This window comes from Kitasatospora sp. NPDC004531, from assembly GCF_053602195.1.
Genome location: NZ_JBSGDD010000026.1, coordinates 64,738 through 77,620 on the forward strand (window position 1 = coordinate 64,738; position 12,883 = coordinate 77,620).

A 12,883-nucleotide genomic window follows, 5' to 3' on the forward strand; every position below is an offset into this window, starting at 1 on the left:
TCGTCGAGCAACGGGAGTGCAGCGCTGACGAGTTGCAGCATCTCGCCGCGGGCCTCGGTGCCGTTCACGTCTGGCCGGGTCGGCGGATCGTGGTCCTACGTGCCATCGGCGCGGGAGCAGCCGGGTCGACTCCGCCGCTGGTGCCGTTCTTGCGGATCTGCTCGTCGACGACGACCACCTCGATCAGGTCCTGGACCCCGCAGCCCAGGATGTCGCAGAGTGCGGCCAGGGTGTCCATCGACAGCCGCTGGGGCGGCTGGGTGACAAGGCGGAACACCTGCTCGCGGGAGAGGTGCACACCGCGCTCGGCCAGCTTCGGCACCAGGTCCGCGGTCTGAAAAATCTCCCGCTGGGCCATCAACTGCCGCAAGTGCCAGCGGAAGCCCATCTTCCTGATCACGTACCCACCTCCCACAACCCGGCGTGCCGCGCCTTGAGGGCACGCTGCACCAAACGAGTGCGGTAGTCGTCGGACACGCCCGTGTAGATCGCGGTCGTGGAAGCGTACTCGTGGCCCACCTGCTCCTGCACGAAACGCTCCGGGTAGTCGAACTCCACCAGGTGTGTGACGTAGGAGTGCCGCAGGCAGTGCAGGTCCAGTTCGTCTGGGAGCCCGGCCAGGCGTCGGGCTGTCTCGAACGCCTCGTCCAGACGCCGCAGCGAGAGCCGGCCCCACCCGCTCGGTCATCCACAGCGCCGGATGCCTGCCTGGCGCGAACGCGGGCCGCACCTCCTGCAGGTAGTGCTCCAGGACCTCCACGATCCAGTCGAACTCCGGGACGGTCAGTACCGTGCGGCGCTTCGGCAGCCCGCCCCGGGACGCCTTTCCGTAGCGCACGAACAGCGCGCCCAGGCGCCCGTACTGCGGGGCCTTGGGGTTGCGGCGAAGGTCCGGGAGATCCAGGCAGCATGTCTCCCTGCGCCGCAGCCCGAAGGCCTACACCGTCTTCAACGCGACCGCGTCCCGCAGTGGGGCCAGAGCCCCCTTGCGTTGGCGGGCCCGGATTTCTTCCACCCGCCCGTCCGCCGCGTCGAACAGCGCCTGCACCTCGTCGTAGGTCAGTGGGCGGCGTCGAGGACTGCCCTCGTAGTCGCTGGTGTGGCTGACGGTGTTCCACTCGTGCAGGATCTGTGCCGGCACCGTCCCGAAGAGATCCAGGCACCGAGCCGGCCACCCGTACCGGCCATCGGTGGCGTAGCCGCAGAACAGTCGCAGCGCGTCCTGGTAGCTCCGCCCCGTCGACACGGCCAGACCTTGGCGGCGCGATCGAAGGCTGTCGATGAACGCCTCCGCCTCCAACGGCGTCCACTGCCACGGGTACTCGTTGGTGAACTCCGCGAACCGCCGGACCAGCCGCAGCCGCGGCGCGATCGTCTGCTCAACATCCAAAAACCGGGCCCGCTGCTGCAGCGCCCAGCCTTCCAGCATCGCCTCGAAGGCGGCCGGCTCCGGGTCGAGATAGGCAACCCCGGAGGCCAGTACCAGATGGGCCGAGCCCGGCAGGTCCAGCACTCTGTTCACGTTGCATCCAACGCAACATCGTTGCATCGGTTACGGCTGGCCCATCAGGAACGCCGACCGGGGACCGGCCTCAGCCGAGCCCCCGGTAAAGTCGCAGCTCACGACCATGCGTAGCACGTGCCGAATGTTGCATCCGATGCAATACCGCGCATTACTCGAGATAGGGCACGGCGAAGAACCACACGGCGCCGAAGCGGGCCCGGAAGGCGAAGCTCGACTCCTGGCCCTCCGGCTCGTCCGCCCAGATGCGGAAGAGGTCGGCGATGGCCGGACGCACGGGATCGAGCCGGTCGTAGTAGTGCTCGACCTCGGTCTCGTCGGCTGCCACACGCAGGTGTTCGAGGACCGCGATCCACTCGCTGCGGGTCGTGTCGAGGACCCGGATGTCCCTCAGGCTGCCGTCGATCTGGAAGACATCGCACATCCACGCCTCGGGCAGGCACCGAGCGCGGGCCCGGCGCTCACCGGCGTGGACATCCTCGTGCGTCAACTCGACCCCCGCCTCACGTTCGTCTCTTCCACGACACCAAGGTAGAGCGTCGCCACCGCGGGGACGGACCTGCCCGGCCGGTCGTGGGCGCGATCCCGCGGGAGGTCGAGAACGGGACGGCCGAAGCCGTCGGCCGGCCGGTGCCCCGGTCGTCAGAACAGGTCCGGCAGCCATGGGCGGCGCTGTCCGCCCATGGCGGCGAGCAGGTCCAGGGCGTGGTGGTCGGCGCCCGTGCGGTGGCGGAGGTCGTCGGTGCCGATGGCGCCGGTGAACCAGGAGGTGAACAGGCCGACGGGCAGCGCGGGGCCCTCGTCCAGGTGGCCGGGTTCGGCGGTGGCGCGGCCGTCCTCGACGGTGATCCGCAGGGCCTGGGCGGCGCCGTCGGGACGGGTGAGGGAGAGTGCGAGGCGTCCGCGGGCGGCGGCCGGCCAGTGGGTGGCGGCCAGGGCCCGGGCCGGGTCCAGCAGGCGGGCCATCCACGGGTGGTGCAGTCGGCCCTCGCTGTTGAACTGGGCGGTCCGCCAAAGGTGTTCGGGCAGTGCGGGCAGCGTGCCGGGCAGGAAGCGGACGCTTCGGGCCTGGCTCCGCTGGGCGCCGATGAACGCGTCGGCGAGTGCGGCGGCCTGCGGGTCGTCGGCCCAGTAGTCGGTGATGTCGAGGCGGTGCCCCCACCCGTCGGGCAGCCGGGTGCGCCGCCAGCCGACCAGTGCGCGCGGCGTGCCGTCAGGGGCGTCGATGCGGTGGAGCGTGCCGGGGCTGTCCGACGGGTAGCGGCGACGCCACCACGCGCCGTCGCGCTCGACCGGCCCGTTCCAGCGGACGGCGATCCGCTCGTACAGGTCGGTGCCCGGGCTGCCGCCGGTCACGTCGGCGACCCGGTAGGGGGCGGCGGTCGGGGCGAACGCCTCGATCGGGCGGTCCAGCGTCCAGGCGTCGCCGGCCACGTCCCAGCCCCAGCGCCGGTAGAAGCCCAGCGCGGGGGTCCACAGCGGGCTGACCACGGCACCGGCGGCGGCCTGTTCGCGGAGCGTCTCGGTGATCAGCGCGCCGGCCACGCCCCGGCCGCGCCGGTCGGCGGCGACGCACACCGTGCTCAGCCCGGCCGCGGGCAGCGGCGTCCCGCCGTAGTACTGGGACATCGGCAGCACGATGAGCCCGCCGACGACCCGCCCGGCTTCGACGGCCACCCGGACCTGGGCCGGGGCGGCGAGGACGGACGGCCGGAGGGCGGCGGCGAAGACGGTGTCGGAGAGCGCGGTGTACTGCGCGAGGTCGTCCTCGTCGCGCGGCGCGGTGATCTCCATGCACGGATCCCTTCGAACAGGGGGTGCCGTGGCGGGCCACGGCACCCCGGGCGGAAACCGGTCAGACCCGGCGGGCGGCGGCCGCGGCGGCGGTGAACCGCTCGGCGAGGGCGGCGAGTTGGTCGTCGGTGCTGGTGACGGTGGCGCCGAAGCCCGCACCGAGGTACGCGTCGGACACGCCGACGGAGACGGCCACCGCGCGGGCGAGCAGCGCGTCGGTGCGCGGGAGCGCGCCCTTGCGGTAGTCGGGCAGCGGTCCGGCGGCCGGGCGGCGGCGGTAGGGGAGGCTGGTGCCGGTGGCCAGGCCCGCCAGCTGCGGGATGTTGGCGTAGTAGTGCCGGCCGGACTGGGCCAGGGTGCGGCTGCCGAGCTCGGCGGCCAGGGCCGTCGCGGTGGCGGCGTCGTCGGCGAGGTACACCAGGACGGTGGCGCACTCCCCCTCCGCGTCGTGCAGGGTGCGACGCACCAGGCCGGGCTGGTCGCCGATCAGCGCGGCCAGCCGCGACTTGACGGCCCGCAGCTGCTCCAACACGTCCGGGAGCTTGGCGAGTTGGGCCACGCCGACGGCGGCGGCGAGTTCGGCCATCCGCAGGTTCATCCCGAACAGGGCGTGCCCGTCGGCCTCGTCCCGGTCGGCGCGCAGCGGCGACCACCCCTGGTCCTGGAAGGCGTAGGCGCGGGTGTAGAGGTCCTCGTCCGCGGTCAGGACCAGGCCGCCCTCGCCGCTGGTGATCACCTTGAAGGGGTTGAAGGAGAACGCGCCGAGGGTGCCGACGGTGCCGAGGTGGCGGCCGCGGTGGGTGGCGCCGCAGGCCTGGGCGGTGTCCTCGATCAGGTGCAGGCCGTGGCGGTCCGTCAGGTCCTTCAGGGCGTCCAGGTCGCAGGGCGCGCCGAGCATGTGGACGGCCAGGACGGCGCGGGTGCGTTCGGTGATGCGCTGTTCGACGTCGGCGGGGTCGAGGGTGAGCGAGGCGTCGACCTCGGCGATGACCGGGACGGCGCCGGCGTGGACGATCGCGCCGATCGAGGCGATGAAGCCGTAGCCGGGCACGATGACCTCGTCGCCCTCGCCGATGCCGAGCGCGGCGAGGGCGGTGAGCAGCGCGGAGGTGCCGCTGTTCACCGCGATCGCCCAGGGGCTGCCGAAGAACTTCTCGGCGTCGGTCTCCAGGGTGCGGACGAAGGTGGTGCGGTCGGGCACGCCGTAGGCGTAGCGGGTGAGGTCCCAGGTGTCCAGGACGGATTCGACGTTGCGTCGTTCCTCTGCGCCGAGGTAGGCGTAACCGGGTCCGGGCATGGCGTCCTCCGTGGAAGGCGGTGGCGGGCGGTTGGGGCTGGCCGGTGCGGGGAGCGGTGCAGGGAGCACGTGGCGGGCGGGCGGCCGGGGCCGGCCGGTGCGGGGAGCGCGTGGCGGGTCGGGCGTCCGGGTCAGCCGGCGATCGCGCGGGTGCGGATGTCGACGGCGGTCATGCCGGCGCGGTGGGCGGCCAGCAGGCCGGAGTCGCTGTCCTCCAGGACCAGGCAGCGGGACGGTTCGACGCCGAGGCGTTCGGCGGCGAGCAGGAAGATCTCCGGCGAGGGCTTGCCCTCGGCGACGTCGTCGCGGGTGACGGTGCAGGTGAACAGGTCGGCGAGGTCCAGGTGTTTCATGGTGGCCTCGATGGTGTGGCGCATGCCGCCGGAGGCGACGGCGGTCGGCAGGCGCCCGGCCAGTGAACGGGCCAGGTCCGCGACCCAGCCGATTTCCCGTACGTCCTCGATGTGGTCGAGGTAGCGCTCCTCGCAGACCGCCACCATGACGTCGACCGGGTCGGTGGGGGTGATGCCGTACTGCTGGAGGGCGCCGCTGATGGTCTCGGGCGCGGAGGTGCCGGTGCGGGCGAGGAACCAGCTCCAGCTGATCGGGATGCCGAGCGGGCCGAGGGTGTCGGACAGGGCCTTGAAGTGGGCGGTGTGGGTGTTGGCGAGGGTGCCGTCCCAGTCGAAGAGGACGGCGTCGCGGTCGGTGAGCCAGTCGGGGTCGAGCGTGCTGGACATCGTTTTCCTTCCCAGGGGGCGGGTTGACGGGCGGTCAGCCGGTGAGGATCAGCTCCGCCGCGCGTTCGGCCACCGCCAGGACGGCGGCGGTCACGTTGCCGGTGGGGACGAAGGGGATGGCCGAGGCGTCCGCGACGCGCAGGCCCTCGATCTGCCGGACCGCCAGTTCGGGGGTGAGGACGGCGTCCTCGCTCCGTCCGAGGGCGCAGCTGCCGACGGGGTGGAACTGGGTCTGGGCGTGTCGGCGGATGTGCTCGGCGGCGTCGGCGGCGGTGGGGTTCTGCGGGCGGCCCTGGTAGAGGGCGCGCAGTTCGGGCCGGTCGGCGATCCGGCGGACGAGTTCGAGGCCGGCGGTCAGGCTGTCGCGGTCGGCGGACTCGGTGAGGTAGCGCGGGTCGATGGCGGGCGGGACGTCCGGGTCGGTCGAGGTGAGCCGGAGCCGGCCGCGGCTCTCGGGCCGGGTGACGGCCGGTCCGAGGGTGAAGGCGGCGCCCGGTGCCTGGCCGGTGTTGAGGTCGCCGGTGGGGGCGAAGGACAGTTGCACGTCGGGTGCGGGCAGCCGGTCGCGGGTCCGGACGAAGCCGCCGGCTTCGCCGAGGGTCGAGGTGTCGGGGACGGGGTGCTCGACGGTGCACAGGAAGCTCTGGGACACCTGGACGTGGTCGTGCAGGTTCGCGCCGACCTGCGGCCGGTCGGCGAGCACCGGTATGCCGAGGGCGTGCAGGTCGTCGGCGGGGCCGATGCCGGACAGCAGGAGCAGCTGGGCGGTGCCGACGGTCCCGGCGGTGAGGACGACCTCGCGGGCGGCCCGCAGCGTGCGGCGGCCTGAGGGGACGCGGACCAGGACGCCGGTGGCGCGGCCGTGCTCCACGGTGATCCGTTCGACGGCGGCATCGGCCAGCAGGTGCAGGTTGGGGCGGTGGAGGGCGGGGCCGAGGTAGGCCTCGCCGGGGGTGGCCCGGCGGCCGTCGGCCCGCATCACGGTGTAGAAGCCGACGCCGTCCTGGTCGCCCTCGTTGAAGTCCTTGTTGAGGGGCAGGCCGCAGGCCACGGCGGCCTCGACGAAGGCCGCGCTGAACGGGTGGGGCGGCCCGGCGGGGCCGGCGGTGTCGGGGCGGTCCTGGCCGATCACCTGCTCGGCGCGGTGCAGGAGCGGTTCGACGGCCTTCCAGTTCCAGGCGTCGCCGCCGTGCTCCGCCCAGCGGTCGTAGTCGTAGGCGTGGCCGCGGATGTACACCATGGCGTTGATGGCCGCGGAGCCGCCGACCAGCCGGCCGCGCGGCCAGCTCAGCCGGCGTCCGGCGAGGCTCTCCTGGGGCTCCGTCAGGTACCTCCAGTCGAGGTCCCCGCCGAGCAGGGAGGGCCAGCGGGCCGGGGTCGCCACGCGGGGGTCGTCGCGCCGGTCGGGTCCGGCTTCGACCAGGAGCACGCGCAGGCTCGGGTCGGCGGACAGTCGCGCGGCCAGGACGCAGCCGGCGGCTCCGGCGCCGACGATCACGTAGTCGTATTCGGGTGTGGTCATGTCTTCTCCCTCGGGCGGTCGGCGTTCGACGGGACGTTTCACGTTCTCGAGGACGGCTGTGACGGGGGGTTCGGTCGGCGGCGGTCTCCTCCCGGGGGTGTTCCGGGCAGCCGGACGGTCCCGGTGCCGGCTGCGGCGCGGGCACGGGCGGTGGTGCGGTCATGTGGTGCGGTCATCGGGCCCGGCGCGGTCGGCCGGGTGCGGACGGGCGGGGGTGGCCGGGGGCGGCGGGTTCGCGGTCAGGCGCTCCGGACGGCGGTGGCGGGGACGACCCGGTTCGAGGTGAGCGTGCGGGCGAGGAGCAGTGCGCCGAGCAGCAGGGCGGCGCTCGCCAGGAAGGCGCGGTGGATGCCGACGCCGCCGGCGAGGGCGCTCAGCAGGAACGGGCCGGCCCCGGCGGCGAGGCCCTGGCCGAGCGCGAAGCGTGCCATCGCCCGGTCGGTGCGTCCGGCTTCGGCGGCCAGCGCGCTGCCCACGGCGAGCGGGAAGTGCAGCGACATGCCGAGCCCGCACAGGGCGATGCCGACGAGTGCGGTGGCGCCGGTGCCCGTCCAGAACACGGCGAAGCCGGCTCCGGCGAGCAGCAGGCTGCCCGTCAGCAGGGCGCGGCGGTCGCCCTGCTGGGCGAGGCGGGCGCCGAGCAGCCGGCCGCCGACCATGCCGAGCAGCATCAGTGTCAGTCCCATGGTGGCGGCCGACCGGGACAGCCCGCCGTGGACGCGCAGTTCCTCGGACGCCCACACGCTCATGCACATCTCGAAGCCGGAGCAGAGCAGGAAGACGCCCCAGGCGCGTCGGAACTCCCGGGTGAACCTGCCGCCCCGGTGCTCGGCCGCGGCGGGTCCGGGCGGCGCCCCGGCCGTGGTCCGACGCCCGGTCAGCCAGGCGGCCAGGGCGAGGGGGACGGTCAGCAGCAGGCCCAGGCGCCAGGTGGCCGCGGTCAGCGCGGCCAGGCCGAGCGCGAGCGGGGCGAGCATGCCGACTCCGGCGCCGATGCCGTTGGCCTCGCTGATGGCGGCGTCGGCCAGTGCGCCGTGGTGGTCGGCGAGGGTGGCCGCGGTGACGTTGACGATGATGTTGCCCGAGCACCCCAGCAGGACGGCGGCGGGCAGCGTGCACCACAGCCAGGGCGCCGCGCAGTAGACGACGACCGCGCCGGCCAGGGCGAGCAGCGCGGCCGACTGGACGGAGCGCCGCCCGAGGCGTCGGCAGGCGCGGGCGGTGACGGCGCCCGCGAGGACAGCGCCGACGGCGAGGGCGGTGCTGTGCAGGGTGGCGGTTTCGGCGGCGAGGGCGCGGTCGTGGGCCAGCAGCGGGATGGAGGGGCTGAAGCCGTACATGACGAACCCGAACACGGAGAGCTGGAGGTAGAGCTGACGGGTCGTCCGGTCGCGGCGCAGGCGCGGACCGTCGGTGTCGCCGCTGTGCTCCGGTGCGGGGTGCGGGGTGTCCATGCGGGTGGCCGCTCCTGTCTGACCTGGCCGGACGGCGTCCTGTGGTCCGCCGTCCGGAGTGGGAGGTGCGGTGCGCTGTACGGTCGGGGCAGGCCCCCGGGGAGGGTCCTGGAACTAGGGTGGGGCCGGGGGATGGCTCTGGACGGCCCTCCGCCCACATAATTAATTGGGTTACCTTTCTAAGTCTCACGGTCTAGACCTGTCAAGGAGGATCCGTGTCGCAGCCCACCCCCTCGCGGGGTTCCAGCCAGGCCGACGTGCGCCAGTCGAACCTGGCCGCCGTACTCGGCAATGTCCGCGCGAACGGCCCGCGCCGGATCCGGGAGATCGCCGCGGACCTCGGCCTGTCCCGGCCGACCGTCAATCAACTGGTCAAAGTCCTTGAGGCGTCAGGCCTCGTCGAGTACGCCGAGGACGCCCGCCGCGACCAGTCCGGCCTCGGCCGCCCCGCCCGAACGGTCCGGTTCAGGGCGGAATCCGGCCATGTTGCCGGCATCGACGTCGGTCCCAACCGGCTGGTGGTCCTGCTGGCCGACCTGCAGGGCACTGTGGTCGGCCGGTGGCGGCGCGACGACCACGGCCTGACCGCCGCCGAGGCCGGCCGGGAGGTGCGCGGACGCCTCGCCGAGCTGCTGGCCGGCCTGCCCGGCTCCGGCGGCCTGCGCGCCATCGCGATGGCCACGCCCGGCATCGTCGCCGCGCCCGACACGGCCCCGCTCCCCCGGCACGGGCCGTGGCCGGTCGCCGGACTCCGGGCCGACCTGCGCGCCGCCCACCCCGGCTGTCCGGTGCTGGTGGAGAACGACGCCAACCTCGCGGTGCTCGGCGAGCACCACCACGGCGCGGCCCGCGGCCTCGGCACCGTCGCCTACGTCCACTGGGGCTCGCGGATCGGTGCCGGCCTCCTCGTCCGCGGCCACCTGCACCGGGGCGCCGCGGGCGCCGCCGGCGAACTCGGCTACCTCGCCCTCGCGGACGTCCCCGATGACTGGCGCGTGGACCCCTCCCGGCCCGGCTGGCTCGAACAGCGGCTGCTCGGCGTCGACCTCACCGACCCCGGCACCCGCGCGACGGCCGTCAACCGGATCGGCGCGGGACTCGCCGCCCTCAGCCACCTCCTGGACCCCGACGCCATCGTGATCGGCGGCGGCGTGGTGGAGCGCAACCCCGAGATCGTCGACGAAGTCCGCGCCCGCCTGAACCGCATCACCCTCTCCCCGCCCGTGCTGCACCACTCGCCGCTGCGCAACGAGTCCGCCGCCGTCGGCGCGGTCTGCCTCGCCCTGAAGAGCGCGGAGCACACCCTGCTCCCCTGACGTCCCCTGCGAGGCGTCCTCCCCGTAGGAGCGCCGCCTCAGGGCTGCTGCGGCGGGTCGGTGACGGCCGGGAAGTCGTACTTCACCTCGCCGATGTCGGAGATCAGGTAGCGGCCGTCGGGCTGCCGGCGCAGCCGCAGGTCGGCAATGACCTCCTTGGTGTGCCGGAACCAGCCGTCCTCCCCGACGTAGGCGCAGCCGACCGGGACCTCCAACTGGACCACGTCGGTGGTGAGGTCGCCCGGATCGGTGCGGTCCTGCGGTGGCATCGCCGTCGCCCGCAGGACCACCGACCAGCCCCGGTGTGCGCTCAGGTCGGCGGGCCAGGCCGGGCCGTCCGGCGAGCAGGCGTTCAACCCGCCGCCGGCTGCGTGCAGTTCGGGCGTCAGATAGGGACGGACCCGGTCGAGGACGGCGGCCGGGCCGGTGTCGCCGCGGGACGTGTCGAAGCTTCCCGAGGTGACCGCCCAGGCGATCGCGACCGACTCCGCGTCGTGGTCGTCGACCGTCAACGGCGGGGTGGGCGCCGACGGCCGTTCCTTGGGCGGGGCCGGGAGCTCGATCGGATCGGCTCCGGGGGCGGAGGTGAAGGTGAAGCCGGGCGGCGCGGCGGCGACCGAGGTGCCCGGGATCTCCTGCTCGTCCTGGTCGTAGCAGGGGTTGCACCGGATGCGTTCGCCGAAGCCGGTGCCGTAGGCGGTCTGCCAGCCGTTCCCCTGGGTGGTCAGTTCGGTGCCGCGTTCCCGTCGCACTCCGGAGACGCGGAACGGGCGGTCGCCGTCCTTCAGCGTCCAGGTACGGCGCTTGCCGTCGACCGAGCCCTCGACCGTGAGCACGTAGTCGTAACTGTGCTGCACCGCAAGGACGGTGAGGCTGACGAGCTCGGGCTTCTGGTTCTCCAGGTAGACGTACCTGTCGGTGAAGTACGGGGCGAACGAGATCGGCCCGGAGGCCCCGATCAGCGCGGTCCGGTCGGCGGAGTCGAGGTCGACGCCCATGTCGATCTTCTGGCCGACGCCCTGCCCGGCACAGCCCACGACCGTCCCGGGCAGGGGGTCGCGGGGCTCGCCCACGATGGTCGCCCGCACCTGCTCGACCACCACGGTGTGGCCGTTGCCGACCATCGAGATCGAGAGCGGCGACGCGCCGACGTCCGTGCCGCCCTGCGCGTGCGACCAGGTGCGGACGGTGCCGCAACCGTCGACGGCGGGGAGCTCCGCCGCCCGGACCGCCCTCGGGACGACCGCCGTGGCGCCCGCGTCGCCGTGCTCCGGGTCGTAGCGGGCGCTGAGTTCCGGCGCCCTGCTCCCGTCCGGATCCCGCAGCGCCCAGTAGGTGAGGCCGGCACCCACCAGGGCCAGGACGCAGGTGACGGCCACCAGCAGGCGCCAGGGCAGTTTCGGGCCCGCCAGCATCGAGACGATGCCGCCCATGATCACGTTGCCGTGGATGGTGCTGTCGATGATCTTGTTGTGCGTGTCGCCCTGGTTGTCCACGCCACCCACCCCGTCCGGCCGGTTCATGTCGACCACAGTGCAACTCCCCTGCACAACGGGAAGACCGTCAACTGCCCGTGGAGCTGGCCGCGTTCGCGCGGCCCGACCTGATGGCCTGTCAGGCTACCCGTAGCTCGCGTAGGTTGTCCTCCACTGGTGCTTTCCTCACTGGAGGTGCGAAGTGGATCCGGTTTCGGTGGGGCTGCTGGCAGCGCTGGCGGGGGGCGCCGGCGGCGAGCCGGGCAGGCAGGCGTGGGCCGGGTTGGGCGAGCTGGTCCGCCGCCCCTTCGGGCGCGGGGCGGCCACCGGCGACGACCCGGACGCGCCGGCCGTCAGCTCCGGGGAGGCGGAGCTCGCGGCCCTGGAACGGGCGCCGGCCGATCCGGCCCGGGGGCAGTCGCTGAGCACCGTCCTGGCCGTCCGCGCCGCCCTGGACCCGGACTTCCGGACGGGGCTGCGGCAGTGGCACGACCGGGCGAAGCTGGTACGCACCGGCGACGGCAGCGTGCACAACACCATCAGCGGCGGCCACCAGTACGGCGCCGTGGTCATGGGGAGGGACATCTCCGAACTCACCATCGACTCCCGCCCGTCGTCCCCGCGCCGACGAAAGGCCGACAAGGACACGCCGCCCGAGTCCCCGTGACCTGCGGCCGCCGCCCGCCGGGACGGGAGAAGGGGCGGGGGCCGCGCCCGGGAACCGACAGGCCCGGAGACGGCCCCCACCCCTCATGCGCTCGCGGGCGCTACCCCGCCACGCGGTCCGCCTCCCGGCGGCGACGCGCCCGGTGGAGCAGCACGCCGCCCACCGCCATCAGGCCCCCGCCGGCCGCAGCCGCCACCGCGACCACCGCGGGCGCACCCGTGTCCGGGAGACCGCCCGGACCAGCACCGGACGGCGGCGCCGACGGGCCGCTCCCGCCCGAGGGCCGCACGCAACCGCCGCCCTTGCCGTCCGACTTCGGCGGGCACGACACCACCGCGACGCACAGCTCCACCGGCTCGCTCCGCACCGCCCCGCCCTCCGGGTCGCGGCCCGACGCCACCGCCGTGTTCGTCACGTGCCCCGCTCTCCCGTCCTGCTCCGTCACCACGTAACTGCCGCGGCACACCGTGCTCCGGCCGGGTTCCAGCGCCGTCGCCTCGCAGGACACCGACGCCACCCGGTCGTCCGCGACGGTCAGGTCGTGGACGGCGACCGCACCGGTGTTCGTGACGGTGTAGGTGTAGTCCACCGTGTCGCCGACCCGGAACGGCCCTCCGCCCGAAGCCGACTTCGCGATCGACAGTCCGGCCTCGCCCACCACGACGACCGTGGCCTCGCCGGGCGGACTCACCACCGGCCCGCCCTCGGGGTCGGTGCCGTTCGCCCGGGCGGTGTTCGTCACGTGCCCGGCCGACGCATCGGCGGCGGTGATCACGTAACTGCCGTGGCAGGTGGTGCTCCCGCCCGGGCTCAACACCGTCGCCCCGCACGACACCGACGCCACCCGGTCGTCGGTGACGGTGAGGTCGTGCACTGCGGCGGTGCCGGTGTTGGTGACGGTGTAGGTGTAGGTCACGGTGTCGCCGACCTGGAACGGGCCGGCCGCATCGGCCGACTTCGCGATCGACAGTCCGGCCTCTCCCAGCACCGGAACCGTGGCCTCGCCGGGCGGGCTCACCACCGGCCCGCCCTCGGGGTCGGTGCCGTTCGCCCGGGCGGTGTTCGTCACGTGCCCGGCCGACACGTCAGCGGCGGT

The 12,883-nt window shown here is 74.0% G+C and carries 13 protein-coding genes; 2 read left to right on the plus strand and 11 right to left on the minus strand.

From position 1 onward, the window contains the following. Positions 1-64: 64 nt before the first annotated feature. The 9 genes from ACWEMJ_RS13975 to ACWEMJ_RS14015 all read right to left on the minus strand — a co-directional run bounded on the left by ACWEMJ_RS13975 (position 65) and on the right by ACWEMJ_RS14015 (position 8,329). Positions 65-400 carry a helix-turn-helix domain-containing protein gene (locus tag ACWEMJ_RS13975; RefSeq protein WP_452137254.1) on the minus strand — a complete coding sequence of 112 codons (336 nt, stop codon included), beginning with the start codon at positions 398-400 and terminating at the stop codon, positions 65-67. After that, positions 397-660, minus strand: a complete 264-nt coding sequence (locus ACWEMJ_RS13980) for a tyrosine-type recombinase/integrase (RefSeq protein WP_452137267.1) — start codon at positions 658-660, stop codon at positions 397-399. Before ACWEMJ_RS13980 ends, ACWEMJ_RS13975 begins: the two co-directional genes overlap by 4 nt. 277 nt (positions 661-937) lie before the next feature. Then, positions 938-1,513: a hypothetical protein gene (locus tag ACWEMJ_RS13985; protein WP_452137255.1), complete on the minus strand. Its 576-nt coding sequence runs from the start codon at positions 1,511-1,513 to the stop codon at positions 938-940. Positions 1,514-1,673: 160 nt separating this feature from the next. Beyond that, positions 1,674-2,012, minus strand: coding sequence for a hypothetical protein (locus ACWEMJ_RS13990; protein WP_452137256.1), 339 nt, complete (start codon positions 2,010-2,012; stop codon positions 1,674-1,676). 152 nt (positions 2,013-2,164) lie between these two features. Beyond that, complete coding sequence (locus ACWEMJ_RS13995) at positions 2,165-3,316, minus strand: GNAT family N-acetyltransferase (protein ID WP_452137257.1); 1,152 nt, start codon at positions 3,314-3,316, stop codon at positions 2,165-2,167. 61 nt (positions 3,317-3,377) lie between these two features. After that, positions 3,378-4,613, minus strand: a complete 1,236-nt coding sequence (locus ACWEMJ_RS14000; protein ID WP_452137258.1) for a DegT/DnrJ/EryC1/StrS family aminotransferase — start codon at positions 4,611-4,613, stop codon at positions 3,378-3,380. A 131-nt stretch (positions 4,614-4,744) separates the two neighbouring features. Then, on the minus strand, positions 4,745-5,353 hold the full coding sequence (locus ACWEMJ_RS14005; RefSeq protein ID WP_452137259.1) for an HAD family hydrolase: 609 nt from the start codon (positions 5,351-5,353) through the stop codon (positions 4,745-4,747). Between the two features lie 34 nt (positions 5,354-5,387). Beyond that, on the minus strand, positions 5,388-6,875 hold the full coding sequence (locus tag ACWEMJ_RS14010; RefSeq protein WP_452137260.1) for a GMC family oxidoreductase: 1,488 nt from the start codon (positions 6,873-6,875) through the stop codon (positions 5,388-5,390). A gap of 239 nt (positions 6,876-7,114) precedes the next feature. Then, entirely contained in the window at positions 7,115-8,329 is a 1,215-nt protein-coding gene (locus tag ACWEMJ_RS14015) for an MFS transporter (protein ID WP_452137261.1), read from the minus strand. A 215-nt stretch (positions 8,330-8,544) separates the two neighbouring features. Between ACWEMJ_RS14015 and ACWEMJ_RS14020 the strand changes: the two genes are divergently transcribed. Then, positions 8,545-9,645 (plus strand): ROK family transcriptional regulator, encoded by a 1,101-nt coding sequence (locus ACWEMJ_RS14020; protein ID WP_452137262.1) that lies wholly within the window; start codon positions 8,545-8,547, stop codon positions 9,643-9,645. 38 nt (positions 9,646-9,683) lie between these two features. Here the strand turns inward: ACWEMJ_RS14020 and ACWEMJ_RS14025 are convergent, their stop codons facing one another. After that, a complete protein-coding gene (locus ACWEMJ_RS14025; RefSeq protein WP_452137263.1) occupies positions 9,684-11,168 on the minus strand; it encodes a hypothetical protein in 1,485 nt (494 codons plus the stop codon). Positions 11,169-11,322: 154 nt separating this feature from the next. Between ACWEMJ_RS14025 and ACWEMJ_RS14030 the strand changes: the two genes are divergently transcribed. Continuing rightward, positions 11,323-11,787, plus strand: coding sequence for a hypothetical protein (locus ACWEMJ_RS14030; RefSeq protein ID WP_452137264.1), 465 nt, complete (start codon positions 11,323-11,325; stop codon positions 11,785-11,787). A 100-nt stretch (positions 11,788-11,887) separates the two neighbouring features. Here ACWEMJ_RS14030 and ACWEMJ_RS14035 read toward each other — a convergent pair. After that, positions 11,888-12,883, minus strand: a 996-nt coding sequence (locus ACWEMJ_RS14035; RefSeq protein WP_452137265.1) for a DUF7507 domain-containing protein, incomplete at its 5' end; no start/stop codon positions are given.